This is a genomic window from Streptococcus parasanguinis (assembly GCF_901875555.1).
GTDB lineage: Bacteria > Bacillota > Bacilli > Lactobacillales > Streptococcaceae > Streptococcus > Streptococcus parasanguinis_H.
This window is the reverse complement of the sequence record NZ_CABFMD010000022.1, coordinates 62,035-83,658: the sequence shown is the minus strand read 5'-3', so window position 1 is coordinate 83,658 and position 21,624 is coordinate 62,035. Positions and strand designations below refer to the sequence as shown.

20 protein-coding genes are annotated in these 21,624 nt (G+C 42.2%); 2 read left to right on the top strand and 18 right to left on the bottom strand.

Annotated features, from left to right (window positions below):
- Positions 1 to 40: 40 nt before the first annotated feature.
- From JX304_RS05365 to JX304_RS05355, 3 genes are all read right to left on the bottom strand, one after another.
- Positions 41 to 727, bottom strand: a complete 687-nt coding sequence (locus JX304_RS05365) for a Bax inhibitor-1/YccA family protein (RefSeq protein ID WP_205011579.1) — start codon at positions 725 to 727, stop codon at positions 41 to 43.
- A gap of 28 nt (positions 728 to 755) precedes the next feature.
- Positions 756 to 1,247 (bottom strand): HDIG domain-containing metalloprotein, encoded by a 492-nt coding sequence (locus JX304_RS05360; protein WP_205011578.1) that lies wholly within the window; start codon positions 1,245 to 1,247, stop codon positions 756 to 758.
- An 82-nt stretch (positions 1,248 to 1,329) separates the two neighbouring features.
- Positions 1,330 to 2,076, bottom strand: coding sequence for a TrmH family RNA methyltransferase (locus JX304_RS05355; protein WP_205011577.1), 747 nt, complete (start codon positions 2,074 to 2,076; stop codon positions 1,330 to 1,332).
- Positions 2,077 to 2,139: 63 nt separating this feature from the next.
- Here JX304_RS05355 and JX304_RS05350 point away from each other — a divergent pair, with 63 nt between their 5' ends.
- Entirely contained in the window at positions 2,140 to 2,418 is a 279-nt protein-coding gene (locus tag JX304_RS05350; protein ID WP_200772534.1) for an acylphosphatase, read from the top strand.
- Positions 2,419 to 2,494: 76 nt separating this feature from the next.
- Positions 2,495 to 3,412: a membrane protein insertase YidC gene (gene yidC, locus JX304_RS05345; protein ID WP_205011576.1), complete on the top strand. Its 918-nt coding sequence runs from the start codon at positions 2,495 to 2,497 to the stop codon at positions 3,410 to 3,412.
- Positions 3,413 to 3,832: 420 nt separating this feature from the next.
- Here the strand turns inward: yidC and greA are convergent, their stop codons facing one another.
- The 15 genes from greA to JX304_RS05270 form a co-directional block, all read right to left on the bottom strand.
- Positions 3,833 to 4,315 (bottom strand): transcription elongation factor GreA, encoded by a 483-nt coding sequence (greA, locus tag JX304_RS05340; protein ID WP_129299041.1) that lies wholly within the window; start codon positions 4,313 to 4,315, stop codon positions 3,833 to 3,835.
- Between the two features lie 57 nt (positions 4,316 to 4,372).
- Positions 4,373 to 5,887 (bottom strand): endolytic transglycosylase MltG, encoded by a 1,515-nt coding sequence (mltG, locus tag JX304_RS05335; RefSeq protein ID WP_205011575.1) that lies wholly within the window; start codon positions 5,885 to 5,887, stop codon positions 4,373 to 4,375.
- Between the two features lie 71 nt (positions 5,888 to 5,958).
- On the bottom strand, positions 5,959 to 6,468 hold the full coding sequence (locus JX304_RS05330; RefSeq protein WP_205011574.1) for a GNAT family N-acetyltransferase: 510 nt from the start codon (positions 6,466 to 6,468) through the stop codon (positions 5,959 to 5,961).
- Between the two features lie 12 nt (positions 6,469 to 6,480).
- A complete protein-coding gene (locus JX304_RS05325) occupies positions 6,481 to 6,897 on the bottom strand; it encodes a GNAT family N-acetyltransferase (RefSeq protein WP_205011573.1) in 417 nt (138 codons plus the stop codon).
- A gap of 81 nt (positions 6,898 to 6,978) precedes the next feature.
- Positions 6,979 to 8,313 carry a UDP-N-acetylmuramate--L-alanine ligase gene (murC, locus tag JX304_RS05320; RefSeq protein ID WP_205011572.1) on the bottom strand — a complete coding sequence of 445 codons (1,335 nt, stop codon included), beginning with the start codon at positions 8,311 to 8,313 and terminating at the stop codon, positions 6,979 to 6,981.
- 9 nt (positions 8,314 to 8,322) lie between these two features.
- The gene (locus JX304_RS05315; protein ID WP_205011571.1) at positions 8,323 to 8,973 is read right to left on the bottom strand and encodes a cystathionine gamma-synthase; all 651 of its coding nucleotides are present in this window, start codon (positions 8,971 to 8,973) and stop codon (positions 8,323 to 8,325) included.
- A 55-nt stretch (positions 8,974 to 9,028) separates the two neighbouring features.
- A complete protein-coding gene (locus JX304_RS05310) occupies positions 9,029 to 12,127 on the bottom strand; it encodes a DEAD/DEAH box helicase (protein WP_205011570.1) in 3,099 nt (1,032 codons plus the stop codon).
- A 665-nt stretch (positions 12,128 to 12,792) separates the two neighbouring features.
- Complete coding sequence (der, locus tag JX304_RS05305; RefSeq protein ID WP_205011569.1) at positions 12,793 to 14,103, bottom strand: ribosome biogenesis GTPase Der; 1,311 nt, start codon at positions 14,101 to 14,103, stop codon at positions 12,793 to 12,795.
- A gap of 58 nt (positions 14,104 to 14,161) precedes the next feature.
- Positions 14,162 to 14,875: a nitroreductase family protein gene (locus JX304_RS05300; RefSeq protein ID WP_205011568.1), complete on the bottom strand. Its 714-nt coding sequence runs from the start codon at positions 14,873 to 14,875 to the stop codon at positions 14,162 to 14,164.
- On the bottom strand, positions 14,872 to 15,771 hold the full coding sequence (dnaI, locus tag JX304_RS05295) for a primosomal protein DnaI (RefSeq protein ID WP_205011567.1): 900 nt from the start codon (positions 15,769 to 15,771) through the stop codon (positions 14,872 to 14,874). The genes JX304_RS05300 and dnaI overlap by 4 nt, the downstream gene beginning before the upstream one ends.
- Entirely contained in the window at positions 15,772 to 16,950 is a 1,179-nt protein-coding gene (locus JX304_RS05290; protein WP_205011566.1) for a DNA helicase, read from the bottom strand.
- Positions 16,951 to 17,424, bottom strand: a complete 474-nt coding sequence (nrdR, locus tag JX304_RS05285; RefSeq protein WP_003005476.1) for a transcriptional regulator NrdR — start codon at positions 17,422 to 17,424, stop codon at positions 16,951 to 16,953.
- Positions 17,425 to 17,589: 165 nt separating this feature from the next.
- Positions 17,590 to 18,402, bottom strand: a complete 813-nt coding sequence (locus JX304_RS05280) for an endonuclease/exonuclease/phosphatase family protein (RefSeq protein ID WP_205011565.1) — start codon at positions 18,400 to 18,402, stop codon at positions 17,590 to 17,592.
- A gap of 85 nt (positions 18,403 to 18,487) precedes the next feature.
- Positions 18,488 to 20,680: a PTS transporter subunit IIBC gene (locus JX304_RS05275; RefSeq protein ID WP_205011714.1), complete on the bottom strand. Its 2,193-nt coding sequence runs from the start codon at positions 20,678 to 20,680 to the stop codon at positions 18,488 to 18,490.
- A 238-nt stretch (positions 20,681 to 20,918) separates the two neighbouring features.
- On the bottom strand, positions 20,919 to 21,617 hold the full coding sequence (locus JX304_RS05270) for a response regulator transcription factor (RefSeq protein WP_205011564.1): 699 nt from the start codon (positions 21,615 to 21,617) through the stop codon (positions 20,919 to 20,921).
- Positions 21,618 to 21,624 lie beyond the last annotated feature (7 nt).

The following is a 21,624-nucleotide window of genomic DNA, read 5'->3' as shown; positions in this document are numbered from 1 at the left end:
AAAAAGCCGAGGCAACTGCCCCAGCTCAATTTCTCTTTGATTAGTCGTTTCTTCCGAAGATACGAAGAAGGCTGATAAAGAGGTTGATAAAATCAAGATACAGTTCCAAAGCCATGGCCACTGCCCATCCTGTCGCAGGTTGACCATTTGTTTGATCATAGACATAGCGGATCTTTTGGTTATCCCAAGCAGTCAATCCTGCAAAGAGGAAGACAGAGATAATACTCAAGATGTAGTCCATACCAGAACTTCTCAAGAACATGTTCACAACAGAAGCGATGATCACACCGATCAAGACTCCCATCAAGGCACGTCCCATACCAGACAGGTCTTTTTTCACGACGCGTCCGATAGCTCCCATGACAATAAACATCAAGGCACTGACCAAGAAAGCCTTATAAACCGTCGCTTGCATGTAGCGAGCAATGATAAAGCTGAGAGTAAATCCATTTAGAGCTGAGTAGATCAAGAAGATTGGAAGAGCAGAAGGGCTATTTTTAACAGCCTTCCCACAGGCAACAAAGACCAAGATCAATTCTACAACAACTGCTGCGTAGTAAACCATTGGTGCTGTTGTCAAGATTTGAACGAAGAAGTCTTGAAAGACCGTCATCATAAGGCCAGACACAAGGGCTGAAATCCCTACACCGATCCCCACTAATGAATAGATTTTGTTATAAAAAGCATTCAATCCACTTTGTTCTTGGATTATAGAGTCATTATACATCTAATAAACTTCCTTTCAAATTTGTTTACTACGATTTTAACATTTTTCGATGAAAAAATCTCCTTTTGGCCATCTTTTTACGCCAAGGTTCTGAAGCTTCCTTAACAGCCCAGTATTTATCCACCATAGTCACCACGAAGGACTCTTTGTAACGAGGAGGAGCAAGGGTAGCTCCCCACATGTGTTTAATGATGATGTCTTCTTCCTTGGCATTGAGATCTGTAATCTTTCGCGCATTTCTCACGGCAATGCGGGGATGGATCCAGGCGTGACTCTTGGTAAATTTGGTCTCGCGCCAATCATAGTAAAAGAGGTCATGCAAGAGGCCACCCCGAGCCGTACTTTTAGCATCCCAGCCAAATTTTTTAGCCAGTTTATAACTAGTATAGCTAACATGAATGGAATGCTCCAAACGATTGGAATGAATATGATGGGGGATGTCGGCTAATTTTTGAACCTTAGGGTGCTGGATCAAATGTCCCACATAGTTCATGTATTCTTTGTCACGATGATATTGCATAAGATAACCACCTTTCATCGATGAGTTCTCCCAATCAGATCTCCAACAACTTTTCCTTACAGTTTCAGTATACTGCTTTTTCTCAAAAATTCCTTAAATAAAACATCAAAATTCCAGCTGCCACCGCAACATTCAAACTCTCTGCCCGACCTGGCATGGGAATATGAACCAGCTGGTCTGCTTGTGCCGCCATTTCCTGGCTGATGCCATTTCCTTCATTGCCCATGACCAGGATAAACTGGTCCATCTGAGGAAGTTGACGATAATCGATTGACGATTTCGATAAGGTCGTCGCAAGGACCGGAGTATTGGATTTGGAAGCACGCTCAAACAGCTCAGCTCGGTCCATTTTCCAGATAGGAAGATGAAAGTGACTTCCTTGCATGGAGCGAAGGACCTTGAGACTGTATATATCAGCGGAAGCCTTTGAGAGAATGACACCATCAAAGCCTGCAGCATCTGCTGTACGAATCATGGTTCCCACATTTCCAGGATCTTGTACATCCTCCAAATAAAGGTAACGACCCTCCAATTGTAGAGGAATCGTAGCTGGCTCAAGAGCAATCTCTGCGACAATCCCTTGAGGGGTCTTAGAATCAGCTAACAGTTCCAAAATCTCAGGTGTCACTACTGTCACCTGATCCATCCCCTCTACCCGATCCAAAAAAGCTTCTAGAACAAAAATCTGCCGAATAGGGGCTTGATAGTTCACTGCCTCTTCAAAAAGATGCCAGCCTTCAATGAGATAAGAATCTGTCCGGTATTTTTTTTGATGTAACTTTTTCGCATTTTTAATTCCATTATTGGATTTAGACGTTATAATATTCATAGGACTATTATATCACAAAGAAATCTGCTTCAGATGGATTTCTTTATGCCTAGGAGGAAAGAAATGCAAAAGGTAAAAATGATTGCCCAAGGGCGTGTTCAAGGGGTTGGCTTTCGTTGGGGTGTCTATGCGCTAGCTCTTGAGATTGGTGGCATCACAGGACGCGTCTGGAATAATGATGATGGAACGGTTGGCATATTAGCTCAGGCTGAAAACAGTCAACAAATGGCCAAATTCATTCAAGAAATCCGCAAAGGGCCGACTCCTTTTTCAAAGGTGTCCTATTTGGATGTCAATTTGGCAAATTTTGAAAACTTCTCCAATTTCAAAATTACAAATTAAGACGATCGCCCTATTGTGTATTTTCGAAAAAAACAGTAGAATAGAGAAGTATTATTTTTTAAAAGAGGAACTATTTGTGAAAAAAAATAAATTTGTATTACTCGCAACGATGGCTCTTACTTCCCTGGTCTTTTTGTCAGGGTGTGTCGGCATCGATCGTAAAACTGGAAATCCAACTGGATTCATCTGGAATGTCCTTGGACGTCCAATGGGGGAAGCTATTAAATTCTTCGCCAACAATCTTGGCTTGGGCTTTGGGATTGGGATTATTATCGTCACCTTGATCGTGCGCTTAATCATCTTGCCACTTGGTTTGTACCAATCATGGAAGGCAACTTACCAATCTGAAAAGATGAACTACTTGAAGCCAATCCTTGGTCCAATCCAAGAGCGCATGAAAAACGCTAGCACACAAGAAGAAAAGCTATTGGCGCAACAGGAATTAATGGCTGCTCAACGTGAAAATGGAGTCAGCATGTTTGGTGGAGTTGGGTGTTTGCCACTCTTGATCCAAATGCCATTCTTCTCAGCTCTCTTCTTTGCAGCTCAACACACCAAAGGGGTAGCAGAAAGTAGCTTCCTTGGCATTGCTCTTGGAAAACCAAGCTTGCTCTTGACGGCTATCGTAGCGGTTCTCTACTATATACAAAGTATGCTCTCTCTTCATGGAATTGAAGATGAAACCCAAAAGGAAAGCATGCGTAAGGCATCACTGATGAGTCCGATTATGATCGGTGTCTTCTCATTGATCTCTTCAGCCGGAGTGACTCTTTACTGGGTAGTCGGTGGGGTAATCCAAATTATCCAACAATTTGTCATCAACTACTTGATTCGTCCAAATCTTCGCAAACGGGTCGCTGAGGAATACAAAAACAATCCTCCAAAAGCGACTAGTCACCGTGTGAAAAAAGATGTCACACCAACTGCGACGACACAAATCCAACACAAACCAAAAAGCAACCGCAATGCTGGAAAACAACGCAATAGAAAGTAGTACAAACTACTAAATTCTAGGAGAAATAGAGCAGCACTTGAACCCAGGGGTTCAAGTGTTTTTTTGATACCGGTCAGTCAGTCAACGAAGAATTTTTACTCTCACAAGAAGATTAAGAGCACAAAAAACAGGCCCTCTTGAAGAGCCTGCGTTAAGACCGTTTTTACCTAAGTAATGTTAAAAAATAAAATGATATAAACTATTAGGTTTATAGAGCAGATACCGAAACTTTCCGCCGTGAGAAAAGTGCCTGAAACAATTATGTTTCAGGCACTAGGGGAGTTTTGAAACCTTAGGTTCAAAACTAAGTCATGGAACTTCGTAGAAGTTCGCTGACGTCCGTACTCACTTAAGGAAAGGTTCTAAGAGGACTTTGTCTTTAATCTGAAACAGGCCCTCTTGAAGAGCCTGCTTTTATAGTTACGCTGTTTTTTCTACGTTCAAAATTTTCACTTGGTAGCTTCCAGCTGGTGTTTCAACAGTGACAACGTCACCTGTCTTCTTACCAATCAATGCTTGACCGATTGGGCTTTCGTTAGAGATCTTCCCTGCAAAGGCATCTGCCCCTGCTGAACCGACGATGCTGTATACTTCTTCATCTGTTTCGCCAACTTCTTGGACTGTAACAGTTTTTCCGATCGCAACTTCGTCTACTGCAACAGCATCACTATCGACGATTTCTGCATAACGGATTTTTGTTTCCAAGCTAGAGATTTGACCTTCCACAAAGGCTTGCTCATCTTTTGCTGCTTCATACTCAGAGTTTTCTGAGAGGTCACCATATGAGCGAGCGATCTTGATCCGTTCGACGACTTCAGGTCGACGGACCAATTTCAATTCTTCTAATTCTAGTTCTAATTTTTCTTTTTCTGCTAGGGTCATTGGGTATGTTTTTTCTGCCATGTTTCTTCTCTTTCTATTATTTGAATGAAAAAGCTGTGGACGCGCCACATGCTTTTTCTAGTTTGAACTTGCTTGTGTCAATTTACTATTGACGTGTTCTTCAACATTTTTATTGTGTTCTTCGTATGTCTTAGCGAAGAAGACTTCACCATTTTCAACATTTGCGACAAAATACAAGTAGTCTGTCTTACTTGGGTTCACCGCTGCTTCGATCGCTGATACTCCAGGGTTATCCACTGGGCCAGGCATCAAGCCGGTATTCTTATAAATATTATAAGGTGAATCCAGCTCTGTATCGATCGTTGCATCTTCTTTTAAGGTCGTCTTTTGACCAAGTTTCCCTTCTGCATAAAGAATTGCAATATTACTTTGCAAAGGCATATCTTGGTTCAAGCGGTTATAGAAGACACTTGCGATGTCTTTGCGGTCTTGATCTGTCGCCCCTTCTTTTTCAACCAAGGAAGCAAGAGTCAATACTTCGTTCACATTGATGTTTTTGCTCTCAAGCGTTTCATAATACGGGGTTAAGTTTTGATCCATTGCCGCAAGCATCTGATCGATCATTTCTTTCACTGTGGTTTCTTTCCCATAGTTATAAGTTGCTGGGAAGAGATAACCTTCTAAACGGTAGCGAACACCAGAATCCTTACTTGGCAGATTAGCCAAGAGCTTAGGATATTTGGCCACCATCTTCTCAATAAAGGCATCGTCTTGGACAGCCTTCAAGAAATCTTCTTTCTTAAATGGAGTCTTGCCTGCCTTCTTAGTGGAGACATCAGCGGTGATAGCCGTCGCAATCTGGTCGATCGTATAACCTTCTGGAATCGTCACCTTCCCAAGAACTGGAGCCTGAGGAGTTTTAGTCCCCTCTTCCTGCAGTTTTTGGATGATGGTTTCTAGATCCATGCTCTTTTGAAGGTTGAAATAACCAGATTTGAAATTGCTATAGTTCTTGAACTTGGTATAGTAATTAAAGAACTGACCATTTTTCACGAGTCCTTTTTTCTCAAGGATCGCGCCAATCTCACGATTACTTGAACCTGCTGGAATCTCAACCGTCACGAATTCTGTTGCATTTTTATCCATTGGCTTAACAGCCGAATGGATATAGGTCACTGCAAAGATCCCTGTAGCCACGATCACAATCAGCAAAAGGCTGACCACTGTCCGCACAATTCGTTTAGCGATTTTATTTTGTTTCTTTTGTTTTTGTTGGCGCTGGTTACGAGAAGAGCGTGATAAGCTTTCCTCTACCGGTTCCTGACTTGGTTCTTTTGGAGCAGGCTTTGAGGACTCACTCTTTTCTTCAACAATAGGATTCGCCTTTTCTGGCTCCACTGGTTCTTCTGTGGGAGCCACAACAGCTTTTTCTTTTGGAGGTGGTGTTTCTTCCTCCTCCTCTTTCAGTGAAGAAGGGGTTTCAATGCTTCGATCAGGTAGATCATACTCTTTTTCAATCTTTAGAAGTTGCTCATTGGCCTCTTCTAAGTCTCTGAGGATCTGCTCTTTGAAGCTTAATAACTTCTCACTGTCTTGTGATTTATCAGTCAAATAATTGACCTCCCTCATCATAATCCTTAATATTATATCTTAAAAGATTTAGAAAAGCAATACAAATTGCCCTTCTTCTTTAAAATACCTATTTAATCAAGGTTTTCATTTTCCCAGACCAGATTGTACCAAACTTCACCCGCATATTGGGATTTTGAAAGCCCCTCATTGGTAAATCCTTGCTTCTCGTAATAAGGAATCAAATAATCATGACAGGTCAAATTGATCCCTTGACGGCCATCCTTAATCGCGATCTCTTTCATCGCTTCAAGTAAAAGGGTTCCTACTCCAAGTCCTTGGGCTTCTTTAGCAATGGATAGACTCGTAATGGAAATAAAGCCCTTTTCTAAATGGCTTAGATCTTCAACCTTTGAAAAAGAGGAATCGATCAAATAGCGCTCTGGTCTAACAGGTCCTTCTAAATACCCTAAAATCTGACCTTGACACTCTGCTACAAGAAAAGTTGAGCGAATGGCTTCAATGTGATCTTTTAAAATCTCACGCGCAATCGCTTCTTCTTCTGAGAAATTCTCAAGCTCAATGCGCTCGATCGCATCCAAATCTTGCAGCTCAGCTTGTCGAATGTGAATCTTTTCTTTCATCATCTACTCCTTCTATCGTTCCCAAACCATATGGACACCTCGATCAAACTCAGCTTCATCTCGAAATCCTTGCTGGGCAAAGTAAGAAAGTAAGTCTTCTGAACAATCGATACAAATGGCTTTCTTTTCCTTTTGAACAGCTACATCTTTTAAAGCAGCGATTAAAATAGCACCATATCCTTGACCTTGAAAGGCTGGCCTCACTGCTAATCGCAATACGATTAGGTCTCCTTTTAAATGCTGGTCTTCTGTTGCCAACAAGTAAGCCACCACATCGCCACCCTGCTCTGCAAGCAAAGAAATGGCTTCCTTCGAACCTAGCGCTTCCTCAAGAGTGGTCCTGTGCTCCTTTCCTTCATTGTCATGAAGTTCTTCTTCTAGCAACAGCAGCTGTTCTTGATCAGCTGGGGTGATTGCTCGAATCATCATCCTGCTTTCCTCATCTTATACTCCTTCAGTGGACAGATAAATTTGAGTCTGGAACCAATCGATTCCAGACTCAATCATCTCTTATTGTACACTATGTGTCAAACTAGATAATAAACGCTCAAATGAGTATTCATAGGTTTGAATATCCCCAGCTCCCATAAAGACATAGACCGCATTGTCATGGTCAAGAAGAGGAGAAACATTCTCAGCTGTAATAATCGCTGAACGTTTGACAATTTTTGCTTCCAAATCTTCAACTTTCACATCGCCGTGATCGACTTCACGTGCAGAACCATAGATCTGTGCCAAGTAAACAGCATCTGCTTGATTCAATGCTTCTGCAAATTCATCTAACAAGGCAATGGTCCGTGTAAAGGTATGTGGTTGGAAAATGGCCACAATCTCTTTACTTGGGTATTTTTGACGGGCCGCATCCAAGGTTGCAATAATTTCCGTTGGATGATGCGCAAAGTCATCAATAATGACGGTTCCATTGACCACCTTTTCAGTGAACCGGCGTTTCACTCCTGCGAAGGTCTTCAAATGTTCGCGAACAAGGTTCAAGTCAAAGCCAGCAATGTACAGCAAGCCAATGACAGCTGTCGCATTCATGATATTGTGGCGACCAAAGGTTGGAATATGGAATTGACCCAAATCTTCCCCATGGTAATGCACGCTAAAGGTTGATCCGGTTGTGGAACGAAGTAGGTTGCTCGCAACAAAATCATTGTTTTCCTTGTCAAAACCATAGTAATAGATCGGTGCTTCAGAGGTAATCCGACGCAACTCCTTGTCTTCTCCGTAGATGAAGAGACCCTTACTGATTTGTTTGGCATAATCGTTAAAGGCATTAAAGACATCTTCCAAGCTCGTAAAGTAGTCTGGGTGGTCAAAATCAATATTGGTGATAATGCTGTACTCTGGATGGTAAGGCATAAAGTGACGTTCGTACTCATCTGATTCGAAGACAAAGTATTTGGCTGCGGCAGAACCACGACCAGTCCCATCTCCGATCAAGTAACTGGTGTCGGTGATATTTGATAAGACGTGAGAAAGCATCCCTGTTGTTGAGGTTTTTCCGTGTGCTCCGGCAACCCCCATGCTGACGAAGTCACGCATAAATTCACCAAGAAATTCATGGTAGCGTTTATAGGTTAGGCCATGCTCATCTGCATAAGCAATTTCCACATTGTTATCTGGACGGAAAGCATTCCCGGCAATGAGGATCTTGTCACCTTCCAAATTTTTCACATCAAATGGATAAATTTGAATTCCTGCTTGTTCCAAGCCACGTTGCGTAAAGTAATACTTCTCAACATCTGACCCTTGAACCGTATGTCCCATTTGATGAAGCATGAGAGCTAAAGCACTCATCCCTGCTCCTTTAATTCCAATAAAATGGTATGTGTTAGACATGTTTTCTCCTTATTCTTGATCTAGATGGGTTAAATCCAATTCTTGCTTGATCGGCTGTGGTTTCAACTTGTGCTGATCTTTATTGTATATTTGGCTGGTCTTTAAGAAATCATAATTGTTTTTCTTTTCAGTAGGTTCTGCCACTTCCGGTTCTTCTGCAGATTCGAACTCTGCAAGAATCAACTGATCTTGTCGCAATCGTTTACTGTACTTCAATAATTCGCCAGGGTTTTCTTTTTGAAAAGGAGCCGTTGGTTGCGTAGATTTGCGCTCTGAAATGAACGTTTTTTTTCGATTGGCCGTTGTAGCGGATGGATCTGTAGTCAGATAAGGTGCAGTGCGTTTCTTTTTCAGATCCTCACGCGCCCGCTCTCTTGCTTCTTCTGCATAGCGATTGGCTGGGCTTTTCTTATCTATCGGTTCTTTAAAATCCGGTTTTCTAACAGGACGTCTTTTTGGTAGAGGCTCCTCTAGCAGTTGATGGTAAGGATGCTTAGGTTTGGTATTTTCAGCAATCGGTTGCCACTCCAAATAATTTTTATCCACATAGTCGCCTGTAATGTTACTGATCAAATCTGAATCATCGTACAGGTTCATATGGGGCATCTCCGTTAACATCAACTCATTATCCCCTACTTGAGGAAAATATTTTTCTGTCATGCTTTCTTCCTTTCGACACTCCATTAATTATAAACTATTCACAGAATTTTTCAAGTTATTCCGATTGAATTCCAAGAATCTCACGAATTTCTTCCACAGATAGACTGGAACGTGTTTCCGTTCCATCCAGAATCGTTGAGACCAAGTGTCTTTTAGAAGCTTGAAGCTCTTGGATTTTTTCTTCAATGGTCCCTCTGGTAATCATTCGGTAGACTTCTACATTTTGGTCTTGCCCCATCCGGTGGGCACGGCCGATCGCCTGATCTTCCACGGCAGGATTCCACCACAAATCGACTAAGATGACGGTATCGGCTCCAGTGAGGTTCAATCCGACTCCTCCTGCCTTCAAAGAAATAAGAAAAGCATGGCGCTCTCCATCATTAAAGGCATTGGTCATTTCTTGACGATCTTTAGCCGGGGTGGAACCCGTGATTTTAAAGGAAGTCATGCCGAGCTGGTTAATCTCCTTCTCCAGAATATCCAACATGCCTCTAAATTGGGAGAAGATGAGGACACGATGATTGCTATCCTGGATTTGCGCCAGCAGGTCTCGAAGACTTTCTAATTTACCACTTTCACCTTGGTAGTCCTCCATAAAGAGGGCCGGTGTATCACAAATTTGGCGCAAACGCATGAGACCAGACAAAATTTCTACCTTGCTTCTGTTTAATTCTTCATCACTTGACGTTCTTACTCGATCTTGAATCTGCTTTAATTGGGCCAAATAGATCGTTTTTTGAGCTTCATCCAACTCATTGTGATAGATGGTTTCGATCAAGTCTGGTAATTCTTGAAGGACCTCTGTTTTTTTCCGTCTCATGACGAAAGGTTTGACAAATCGCGCAATGGTCTCAGGACTCAATTTTTGAAATTCTTTTTTAGCCGGAAACAGACCTGGAAGGACAATTTGGAAAATAGACCAGAGTTCTCCTACATGATTTTCAATCGGTGTCCCAGATAGGGCAAACACATGTGGCACATCAAAGCCACGCAAGTGTTGGGCAATCTTGGTTTGGGCATTTTTCATAACCTGGGCTTCATCTAGGATCAAGTACTCATACTGATTCTTCTGATATTCCTCCACATCTTGACGGAAAGAAGCGTAACTAGTGATGACTACTTGAGGATTGGTTGCGATGAGTTCATCGCGATGTTGCTTGAGACCATAGACCACTGCCACTTCCATCTGAGGAGCAAATTTTGAAAATTCTTGTTTCCAGTTGTAGATGAGACTAGACGGAGCTAGAATCAAGATTTTAGTTTCTTCTTTTGCAACACTGGTCAAAAAGGAAATGGTCTGCAGGGTTTTTCCAAGCCCCATATCATCCGCTAAAATACCACCAAAACCATAATGATTTAGCATGGAGAACCATTTGACCCCTGTTTCTTGGTAATCCCTTAGGGTCGCTTGGATTGTCATCTGAGGGAGGTTATAATCTTCTGGATAAGTCAGATCATGAGCTAAATTTCGAAATTCTTCTGAAAAATGAACATTGTCTTGATCTGCTAACAAATCAGATAGCTGGTAAGCAGCAATCCGGCGGGCTTGTAGTTTCCCACCCTTGCTCATTTTAGCTCGCAGATCTGCTAAGGCTCGACTGATCTTCTTGGTTTCTTCATCAAAAACAAGGACCTTCCCTGTAGGGCTGACAAAATAATCTTCTTGTCCCACCAAAGCTTTGAGGACCTGGTCCACTTCAGCTGGATCTACACTTTCAAAGTCGAAGCCAATTTCCAGTAGACTGCCATTGGTTTTAACATCAATTTTTGGACGCTCCACTTGATAAAGATCTAAAAGGCTATCCGAGAGGATGACCTCCCCTAAGGCTTCAAAAGTCGGGATCTGTTGATGAAAGAATGGATAGATTTGCTCGCTTGATAAAGGACTTCTTTGAGAAGAAAAATCATCCGTAAACCCTGCTGCTAGCATGGTTGAAAAGACTTCTTGCTCCTTATCGAAATCACTTGAATAAGGAAGGTTAAGGAGCTCCTCACGTGTGGTTACCACACGATCCTGGTATTGGAAAACCACATCTAGTAAAACAGTCTGGTCCTGTGCTAGATCAAAATGAAATTCTGGAGTGAAATCGTGGATTAAAAAGCTGGTCGGTGCTGTTATTTGCCCCAGTTTTTTGAACTCTTTTAAACTATAGGAAAGTTTGGTCTGGTCCGTTGGATCAAAATGCAGGCGTTTTTTGCGATCCTGATCCATTGGAAGATCTTGGATGGCCTTCCATAAGGTACGCTGTTGGGGCGTCAGGTGATAGAAGACACCATTTCGAAACAGGTAAACAGCAGACTCAACAACCTTCACTTGTGGCTCCGTAATGATCAATTCGTAAAAATCACCATGGTCTTCCACCTGAAAATGAAAGAGATCTTCCTCCCCATGGACATCCTGAAAATAGACCCCTGAAAAATCATACAAGCTATATTGTAGGAGAAAAGAGTCCAAATTCATCAGTAATTCCACAGCTTCTTCAAAAAGAGTAGGTGGAAAATAAAGATGGCGCCCAGCATTGGGAAAGAAATCTTGCTCTTTCGATCCACTATCTGTGACCAAGCCCTGTAGGAAATCGATCACATCCTGACTAGGCTCATCAAATTCTAAGTAAGAAATAGGTTCATAATAACTTTTGCCAATTGCAAAGTGGCCTTCTTTCTGAAGGGTCTGCAAAAAAGCTAGCACATCTCTAATCACATAAGAACGTTCGTCTGGCAAGCGACGAATGCGTAGGGTCCACAAGAAATGACCAGAGTATTCATCCTCCTGCCCAACGGCCGATAAGACATAGCGGGTTTCTTTTTTCTCGATTTTTGGAAGAACCTGATCTAAAAATAAACTTCCAAAAGAGACCTTCTCCTGAGTTTCCTCTGTCGCAGTGGCATCTTCTTCAAGACTTGCAAGAGCTACTTTCCCACTGTCATCATTCTTCAAAAAAGCTTCCACAGCTGCTAGATGCGTACAGAATTTTTTCTTTTGAAAGAAAGCACAGCTACAAAAAACGGCATCGTCGTCCAAACTGTACCGCAAGCTTTCTTCTTCCACCCGAAAATACAGGTATTTTTCTTTTACTTCCTGAAGGGAAACTTTCCCAGCTTCATAGAGAAGGCTCCCTTGTGAACGAACCTTCCCAGGGATTAATTTTGCCATGTTTACCACCTTAAATTCATCCCTTTATTATACCATAACTATAGAAAAATAGGAAAAGATAGTCATCATCTTGAAAGGATTTTAGCACATTTTAGATAAAAAAAGCTGAGACAAGATTGTCCCAGCCTTTCAACTGATTTCATAACTAAGAAAGGTCTCCTTGTAAACCTATTTATAGTCAACAAAAAGTCTTTTTTATCGTTGTTTAATATATTTAGAAAATTTATTGGTTCTGACAGCTCCATTATCTTCCAATTTTTTTGAATAATCAGTTAAGTCCTTCAATTTCTTATTCGTTTAAAATCTTTATTCCAAGTTTTTAGGTCCAATTTTGAAAAATCTGTCACTATATGGATCTGCAAATGGCCTGACTTGGATTTTTCCACAAAATAGTCCATTCCCTTTATATGACCATAATTTTCAATCAAACTATCCTTGGCCGAGTTAAATGCCAATGAATCAGAAGCTTCAATATCAGATAGTTCTTTCCAGGATTCAATCTTAAAAATTTCATTGTTTTTTACAGTTAGAATAGTCCGTCTCATCACCGTCTTTCATCGAACTATAATATTTTTCTTGACGCGTTGATTGACAGGCTGTTAAGAAAACAATGATGAGGCTAATAACCAAAAATTTTATCAAAACAGTTATTTTTCGTATATTCCCTACTTCCGTTTTCGCGCAATCAAATGGATCGGAGTTCCTTCAAAAACAAAGGCCTTACGAATTTGGTTTTCTAAGAAGCGGAGGTAAGAGAAGTGCATGAGCTCTTCTTCATTGACAAAGACCACAAAAGTTGGCGGCTTGGTTGCCACTTGGGTCGCATAGAAGATCTTGAGGCGTTTTCCTTTGTCTGTCGGCGTTGGATTGATGGCAATAGCATCCATAATCACATCGTTCAAGACAGCTGAAGGAATCCGAGTATTTTGACTTTCGCTAATCTGTTTGATCATCTCTGGCAACTTGTGCAAACGTTGTTTGGTAAGAGCTGACACAAAGACAATCGGAGCATAAGAAAGGTATTGGAATTGATCGCGAATGTCCTCTTCCCACTGCTTCATGGTATGGTTGTCTTTTTCAATAGTATCCCATTTGTTGACAACAATGATCATACCTTTACCAGCTTCATGGGCGAAACCGGCAATCCGCTTATCATACTCCCGAATTCCTTCTTCGGCATTAATGACCATCAAAACCACATCTGAACGGTCGATGGCACGCATGGCACGCATAACAGAATATTTCTCAGTGTTTTCATAGATTTTACCTGACTTGCGCATACCGGCAGTATCGATCATGGTAAATTCTTGACCATCTGCATCCGTAAAATGGGTATCAATGGCATCCCGTGTGGTTCCTGCAACCGGGCTTGCAATCACACGGTCTTCGCCAAGGATTGCATTGATCAAGCTTGATTTTCCAACATTTGGACGACCAATCAAGCTAAATTTAATGATATCTGGATTTTCTTTTTCTGTTTCATTCGGAAGATTTTCGATGATGGCATCGAGCACATCCCCAGTTCCGATCCCGTGGACAGAGGAGACCGGTAGTGGCTCACCTAGCCCCAAGGCATAAAAATCATAGATATCATTGCGCATCTCTGGGTTATCCACTTTGTTGACTGCAAGAATGACCGGTTTATGGGTCTTATACAAGATACGAGTGACATATTCATCCGCATCCGTGATTCCTTCTTTTCCAGAAACAACAAAGACGATGACATCTGCTTCGTCCATGGCAATTTCTGCCTGATGCTTGATTTGCTCCATAAATGGGGCATCTACGTCATCAATTCCCCCTGTATCAATGATACTAAATTTTCGATTCAACCACTCAGCTGTTGCATAAATGCGGTCCCGAGTGACTCCTTCTACATCCTCAACGATGGAGATCCGCTCACCGGCAATCCGGTTAAAGAGCGTCGATTTTCCGACGTTGGGACGGCCTACAATCGCAATAGTTGGTAGGGCCATGATTTCCTCTTTTCTAATGAAAGGCAAGACCTCGGTTCAAGAACGCCTCTCTTCATTTCTATAATAGTTTGTGTTTTTCTAATAGTTTTTTGGTCTCTTCTTGTTCAGGTTGGCCAAATTGAGCTGCAAGGCTCTCACTCCAGCTGTCGGTTGCACGCGCTCCAGCATAATCTGCCTGAACCTTGTCATAGGCAGTCACAACTGAGAAGTCTTGTTCTTGGTATTCTTCTTCAAAAGCAACCTGCTCCAAGGGCAAGCGTGGTTTCACCGCATGCTGCTGATTGGGTACTCCGAGGGCAATCCCAAAAACAGGATAGGTATAGTCTGGCAGACGGAAGAGTTTTGCAACTTCCTCTGAACAGTAGCGCAACATGCCGATGATGACTCCACCATAGCCGAGACTTTCAGCTGCTAATAGCGTATTTTGAGCTGCAAGAGCCGCATCCACTGAAGTGATCAACAAATTATCCACACCTTCCGGATGAAAATCCTTCTCATGAAGTTTGACAGCTTTTTCAGCACGGTTTAAATCCCCAACAAAGAGGAGAAAGACGGCTGATTGGCGAATCGCTTCTTGAGGAAGCAAGTCGTAGAGAGCTTCTTTCTTTTCCTTGCTCTTCACCACAATCACAGAATAAGATTGAAAGTTTTTCCAACTTGATGCCATCTGCCCAGCTGATAAGATTTCCTTGAGATCGGCTTCTTTAATCGGTTCTTCCTTAAAGCGGCGAACAGAAAAATGAGATTTCATTAAACGGATGGTTTCATTCATCGGCGATTGACTCCTTCCAAGTGGATTTCCTTGGCTAAAAATTTCACGCGCTCCATGACACGTTTGGCCTGCCAGGTTTCATCTCCATTGCGCGAAGCCGCAAAATGACGTTCCAACTCTTCAAAATTAAAGTTAGAGGTAAAGAAGGTCGGAAGATTTTCCTGCATCCGGTGTTGCAGAATCACTTGTAAGATTTCGTCTCGCACCCAGGCTGACATCTGTTCCGCACCGATATCATCGAGAATTAAAATTTCGGCTTTTTTCACCTGATCTACGGTTTCTTTGACCAAGCCCGAACTGATGGCATTTTTGACATCGATAGCAAAACTTGGGAAATGTAGTAGAGTGGTAGAGGCCTGGCGTTTTTCTGATAAATCATGAGCCAGTGCTGCCATCATGTAGCTCTTTCCTACTCCAAAATCACCATAGAGGTAAATTCCCTTTTGATACTCGGGATAGTTAGCTACAAAATTAGCTAATTCCTCAAAGGCCACAAATCGTCCCTTATCATCGAGCTCTACCTTGGCTAGACTCGCTTCTTTCAAGGTTGAAGGGAGATTGATCAAGTTCAGACGTTGGTTGATTGCAGCACGTTTTTGGGCTTCGATTAACTCTGGTGTCTCCTCATAAGCGACATCCGCATATCCTTCATTCATGGTGAGGATGGGCTTATAACCTTTGGCAATATAATCCGGATCTCCCAATAAGAAACGGTTGCGCTCACTGATGTATTGATTAAACTTTGAAATACTACGATGAATTTCTTGTTGAGACAAAGACCTGTCCTTGATAAAAGCCGCAACTTCTTGGTCTGCCAAGATCTGTGCGACCAAATCCTCATAGTTAAATTGACGCGCACGATTCATGTGAGACATGGTTTGACCTACACTTTCCATCTACTCACCTCCTTGATTCAGTTTTTCTAACAGGCGTTGTTTCTCTTTTGCAAGATCCACCTTTTCTTCTTGACTGGTTTGATTTTGATAATGTGGTTGACTCCACTTGGGAACATTGTTTTGCTTGCCCTTGGCTGATGTAGGACTCGTCCCCTTGTTTCCTTGAACCTTAGCCTGTTTCTGGCGTTCTCGAACTTTTAAAATTGCCAGTTCCGCACTGTTGACCCCTTGATAAGAAAAATCATTTCCTACCTTCAAAGCATACTTTTCATTCAGATTAGCAGACTGGGTCTTGTTAAAGGTCAACAATAAGATAATGTTGATCACCTCATCTAGTAAACCTAGATCAGCTAACTTAGATAGCGTCTTGCGTTCGCTCTGCGTAATGTTTGCATTGCGCGCCTTCTTAATCTCCGCTAAAAATTGTAAGCTGGATTTTGCCTTCGCTTCTCTCAGAATAGTTTCTTCCTGACGGCTATAGGACATACGTGCTTGCTCCTGGCTAGACTGAGCCAACTTCTGCTTCATTCTCTTTGGAGAGACAATCCGCTCTACAGCTGTTTCTTTGGCTAAAAGATAGGTTTCATACCAGGTCCATTGCTGCTCTTCTGCGATGGCAAAGAGGGCCAGAGTCGCTTCTCCTTCATCCGCAAAACGAAGTCCATCACGCCCCATCATTCGTTTAAACATGTCCATATCAAACTGCTGTTTCTTGCTTGGAACAACAGTCACCTCACCAGCGTCTAATCCAAAGACTTGCGAGAAGGACACTTGCCGTCTAGTTCCTAAAGAGCGTGCTGGAAGCAGATCCTCCACCGCCTTTTCCCCAATTTTCTTTTCAAGCAAGCGTTTAAAAACAGCATTTGAAAAAAAGGATTCGGCCTCAAGAGGAGCATGTAATTGAATGGTGATCCCAACTTCTTCCTCATAGAGATCGAGTAAACCCATGGCAATTAAACGATCAAAGGCTAGTAGCAATTGTGGAAATCCTATATTCAAGTGATTGAGGATTTGTGCCAGTAAATATTGTTTTTCACCCTGATCATAAGAGGCGAGTAGATACCGATAAACCGCTACCGTATCCGTCTCCAAAATAGGTAGGTAATACTGCTCCAATGCAGCCCCTGCCGGTGGAAGAAGATTATTTTTTAAAAATGCGAAAGGCGTATTGGGCTTCATCTATTTTTCCTTTTTCTTCTTGGTTCCCTTCGTGATTTGTTTCAAGAGAGTCTCTAACTCACCGACATCCTTGAAACTCCGGTAAACACTAGCAAAACGGACATAGGTGATCTCATCCAGATCTGCCAACTCATCCATGACTAAAGAACCAATATACTCACTGTTGATTTCATTATCACTTTGGCTGCGAACCTTTTGTTCAATCCGGTTTACAATTTCTTCGATTTCATCACTAGAAACAGGCCGTTTTTGAGCCGAGCGGATAATGCCATTAAAGATTTTATCACGAGAAAATTGCTCGCGTGTCCCATCCTTTTTGACAACTACTAGAGTCCGTTCTTCTACACGTTCGTAGGTAGTAAAGCGATAATGGCATTCTTCGCATTCCCTGCGACGACGGATGGTATTCCCATCTTCAGCTTGTCGACTATCCACCACACTAGACTTACTTCCACCACATTTTGGACAACGCATTTGCTACCTCCTTAAACTGTTTTAACACTTCATTTTACCATAAACTGAATCGTAAAGAAAGCAGAAGAACAGGAGAATCCCCTATGCCTGCTCCACTTTGATCCATAAAAAAGAGTCGAAGGACGATTTAAATAAAATCGTTTTCCTTTCGACTCTTCGTTCACATTAGAGTGATAATTCAGCTTCTAAGCCATAATGGTCACTGACATGGGGTCTATTTTCCCCATCAAAGATGACATAAAGACGCTGGATGTTCCATTCTGGACTTGCAAAGATGTAATCAATCCGCAATGGAATTTGATTGTCTGTCCAGCCATCAATTCCAGGACCTACAGTATAGGTACCCTTTGTTTCTTTAGCTTCAATAAAGCTATCTTGAAGTTCAAGTGAACTTGATATAATCGTTTCATAGCCTTCTTGACCAGCAGGATTATTGAAATCACCCGCTAGAATAAAGGGTTTACCTACTTGGCTGAAGTACTTCTCAATGCGTGGCCACTCAAATTGGAAGCCTTTGTCCCACCAAGAAAGATGGACACTGGCAACAGCAATCTCTTTTCCATCGACACTGGTATGGGCAACGGCCACCCGACGCGTATGGTAGTCCGTTGGATCATCCATATTGGAGACCAATATCTCATCCGCCTTCAAAGGTTGACGCGAAAGAACGGCTACCCCTTCATTGAGGTGATCATAGCCAATATGGTTGTAGGCCCAAGTCCAGTAATAGTGAAGACCTTGAGCAGCCAACTCCTCAACCAATACGCGAACAAAATGATCCTTGTGAATGGCTACAGCTGATGGCAAGGCTTGATAATACTCATCCGTTTCGACTGCTTCTGAGCCCATTTCTTGATTGACCTCTTGAAAACAGATCACATCATATTGTGCTTCTAAAATTTGTTCCTTGAGGGTTTCAAATTTTTGCTGGGCATTCTCTTCCATCCAACTATGGGAATTTAATGTTAAAAATTTCATCCCCTGATTTCTCCTTCTCTCCAAATCAAGAAACGGCAAGAGGCCGGGTACACTGCCCCAACCTCGTTTTCTTTGCCGACATCTCTTATAATTCTACTGTTGCAACAGGCGCATTTGCAGCCAATTTACCAGTATGTTCGACCTTGACTGATTTAATCGCATCTACATTTGTGAAAACAACAATTGTTGAAGTTTCACGACCTGCTTCACGGATCGCATCAAGGTCTGCTTCTACCAAGAGGTCCCCAGCAGCCACTGTTTGACCTTCAGTAACTTTAACCTCGAATGGTTTTCCTTCAAGACTAACTGTATCTAGACCGATGTGAACCAATACTTCCAAACCATTATCTGTTACCAAACCAAGGGCATGTTTGGTTGGGAAGACGCTAGTAACTTTACCAGCAACTGGTGAAACGATGTGGCCATTTTCAGGCTCAACCGCAAATCCGTCACCCATCATTTTTTGTGAGAATACAGGATCTTTCACATCTTCGATGTTAATCACTTCACCATCTGCAACGGAATGCACTTCATCCGTCACCCCTTTAAAGGTTGCTTCAGCCTTTTGAACTGCTGTCATTTGGCTAGGAAGTGTTCCAGGAATGACTTCGCCTGAATCAAGAACGTCTTGGATATCAGATTTCAATACGTCAGCTTTAGGTCCGTAGATCGCTTGGACACCTTGTCCTTTCATGACAAGGCCCATAGCTCCTTCTGCTTTCCATTGTTCTTCAGTACCGACTTTTTCAGCGTCCTTAACGGTTACACGAAGACGAGTCATACATGCGTCAACATCTACGATATTGGCACGTCCACCAAGAAGGTTGATGATGTTAATCACTTGTGAGCTTGCTGAGCTTGTAGTAGCTCCAGCTGTTGCACCATCTCCTGAAGGGGCATCATCATTTTGTTCGTAGTTTCCATTACGTCCTGGAGTCGCATAATTGAATTTCTTAATCATGAAGTTGGCAATGAAGTACATGATAAATCCAAAGAGGACTGTTACCCATACAAAGTTAAAGATATCTAGTGCCAAACCAGCGTTGATGGCCATTGGAGTACGTGTCAAGAATTCGATGGAACCGAATGAGTGAACACGAAGGTGAACCAAGTCAGCCATTGCAAAGGCAGCACCTTGAACAAAGGCGTAGATCAAGTACAATGGTGTTGCAATGAACATGAACATGTATTCAATTGGTTCTGTAACACCTGTCAAGAAGGTTGCAAGAGCAGTTGCAACAAGCATCCCTTTGTATTTTTCTTTTTTATCTGGGTCCACATTGCGGTAGATAGCCACCACAACCCCCATCAAGATACCAAATGATCCGATCATTTGACCAACTTTGAAACGAGCTGGTACGTATGCTTTAAGCAAGTGTTGATACTGACTAGGATCTGCTTTCTTCAAGTTAACAAGGTCTGTTACCCAAGCCAACCAAAGTGGATCTTGTCCAAATACTGTTGTTCCTTTGGCAGCACCTGTAAGTACTTGGTAGCTACCACCCAATTGAGTATAGTTGATTGGAATGGTCAACATGTGGTGAAGACCAAATGGCAAGAGAAGACGTTCCAAGGTACCGAACAAGAATGGTGCCAATACTGGGGCAGTGGTTTGTGAGTTGGCGATCCAAACACCAAATCCATTAATTCCTGATTGGACTACTGGCCACAAGGCTGCCAAAACCAAGGCTGTAGCAGCTGAACGGACGATAACAACGAATGGTACAAAGCGTTTCCCATTGAAGAAAGAAAGGGCTTCTGGGAGTTTACGGTAGTTGTAGTATTTATTAAAGGCTGTTGCTCCAACAAAACCTGAGATAATCCCTACAAATACCCCCATATTAAGAGCTGGTGCTTCAAGAACACTGATAAAGTAATCCGCAACTTTAATTGATCCACCGAAGATTGTGTGAACCGTTGCAGCTTTATCAGCTAACATTGCAGATGTCACTCCGAAAACTGCACCGGTAATACGGTTAATCAAGATAAATGAGAGACCAGCTGCAAAGGCACCCCCTGCACGTTCTTTGGCCCAGCTACCACCGATAGCGAGTGCAAACAGGATGTGAAGGTTTCCAATAACCCCCCAACCGATTTGTTCGAGAATCCCACCTGTAATAACAAGTGGAGACAAATTCGGGTTGATCATAGGGATAGATTTCCCGATTGAAATCATCAACCCAGCCGCTGGCATGACAGCGATAACGACCATCAAGGCCTTACCGAACTTCTGCCAGAATTCAAAGCTAAATAAACTTTTGAATGATCCTTTATTCATCATTCAACCTCCTTATATTGCTTAAGGCTTTGTTTTTGAGAAAACGTTTGCGCTTAATTTGTTTCTAGTATACCATATTTTAAATTTTTGTAAAGCCTTACATTCATTTTTTCTCCAAATTTTATCTTTTTTTTTACTCTTTTTTAGGCTAAATCCTTTTTAAAACCTATTCTTTCCTAACGCAAACGTTTCCCTTGAGACATAAAAACATTCGAACCCTCTAAGGGTTCGAATGTTTTTATTCTAATGCATCTTGCATGGCATAGCCAATCCCACGAACAGTCTTTATATAGCTTTTTTGACCGGGTAGATCAATTTTCCCACGAAGATAACGGATATAGACGTCGACAATATTGGTCTCACCCGTACTCTCGTACTTCCAGACACTCTCCAACAACTGATCTCGTGTCACCACTCCCTTGCTTCCCATCAGAGTCGCTAGGAGGTCATATTCCCTGCGGGTCAAACTAATCATGTCCTTCCCACGATAGACGGTATGGTGTTCCACATCAATGCGCAAATTGCGGTAAGCAGTTGGGATTTTCATCTGGCTACAATGTTGGTCAATATAATCACGTCCTCTAAAAATGGCTGTGATCTTATCGACCAAATCGCTGATAATAAAGGGTTTGACCATATAGGAAACGGCAAAGCGCTGAATACTCTCTTTGTGCTCAGCAATTTTTTCGCGGCTATCCAATACAATCAAAACAGAAGCTGGGCGGATCTGACTGATTTCCTCTGCGAATGTTTCACCAGACATATCTGACAGATCGTAATTAAACAAGATCAGATCATATTTAGTCGCAGCAATCAAGGCCAGACCCGCTTTTCCATCCTCGACAACATCAACTTGATACCCTTCTTTTTGAAGTTCCAAATCAATGAAGCGAGCGATTTGCTTCTCATTTTCTACTAGTAGAACTCGTTTGACCATAGAGCAA

Excerpts from the sequence above, each read along its gene's own strand:
- JX304_RS05275 (WP_205011714.1), bottom strand. The coding sequence starts at position 20,680 with ATGAATAAAGGATCATTCAAAAGTTTATTTAGCTTTGAATTCTGGCAG.
- greA (WP_129299041.1), bottom strand. The coding sequence starts at position 4,315 with ATGGCAGAAAAAACATACCCAATGACCCTAGCAGAAAAAGAAAAATTA.
- mltG (WP_205011575.1), bottom strand. The coding sequence starts at position 5,887 with ATGATGAGGGAGGTCAATTATTTGACTGATAAATCACAAGACAGTGAG.
- dnaI (WP_205011567.1), bottom strand. The coding sequence starts at position 15,771 with ATGGAAAGTGTAGGTCAAACCATGTCTCACATGAATCGTGCGCGTCAA.
- JX304_RS05350 (WP_200772534.1), top strand. The coding sequence starts at position 2,140 with ATGCAAAAGGTAAAAATGATTGCCCAAGGGCGTGTTCAAGGGGTTGGC.
- JX304_RS05360 (WP_205011578.1), bottom strand. The coding sequence starts at position 1,247 with ATGCAATATCATCGTGACAAAGAATACATGAACTATGTGGGACATTTG.
- nrdR (WP_003005476.1), bottom strand. The coding sequence starts at position 17,424 with ATGCGTTGTCCAAAATGTGGTGGAAGTAAGTCTAGTGTGGTGGATAGT.
- JX304_RS05330 (WP_205011574.1), bottom strand. The coding sequence starts at position 6,468 with ATGAAAGAAAAGATTCACATTCGACAAGCTGAGCTGCAAGATTTGGAT.
- JX304_RS05310 (WP_205011570.1), bottom strand. The coding sequence starts at position 12,127 with ATGGCAAAATTAATCCCTGGGAAGGTTCGTTCACAAGGGAGCCTTCTC.
- JX304_RS05365 (WP_205011579.1), bottom strand. The coding sequence starts at position 727 with ATGTATAATGACTCTATAATCCAAGAACAAAGTGGATTGAATGCTTTT.
- JX304_RS05355 (WP_205011577.1), bottom strand. The coding sequence starts at position 2,076 with ATGAATATTATAACGTCTAAATCCAATAATGGAATTAAAAATGCGAAA.
- JX304_RS05300 (WP_205011568.1), bottom strand. The coding sequence starts at position 14,875 with ATGAATGAAACCATCCGTTTAATGAAATCTCATTTTTCTGTTCGCCGC.
- JX304_RS05270 (WP_205011564.1), bottom strand. The coding sequence starts at position 21,617 with ATGGTCAAACGAGTTCTACTAGTAGAAAATGAGAAGCAAATCGCTCGC.
- murC (WP_205011572.1), bottom strand. The coding sequence starts at position 8,313 with ATGTCTAACACATACCATTTTATTGGAATTAAAGGAGCAGGGATGAGT.
- JX304_RS05315 (WP_205011571.1), bottom strand. The coding sequence starts at position 8,973 with ATGACAGAAAAATATTTTCCTCAAGTAGGGGATAATGAGTTGATGTTA.
- JX304_RS05325 (WP_205011573.1), bottom strand. The coding sequence starts at position 6,897 with ATGATGATTCGAGCAATCACCCCAGCTGATCAAGAACAGCTGCTGTTG.
- JX304_RS05280 (WP_205011565.1), bottom strand. The coding sequence starts at position 18,402 with ATGAAATTTTTAACATTAAATTCCCATAGTTGGATGGAAGAGAATGCC.
- der (WP_205011569.1), bottom strand. The coding sequence starts at position 14,103 with ATGGCCCTACCAACTATTGCGATTGTAGGCCGTCCCAACGTCGGAAAA.
- JX304_RS05290 (WP_205011566.1), bottom strand. The coding sequence starts at position 16,950 with ATGAAGCCCAATACGCCTTTCGCATTTTTAAAAAATAATCTTCTTCCA.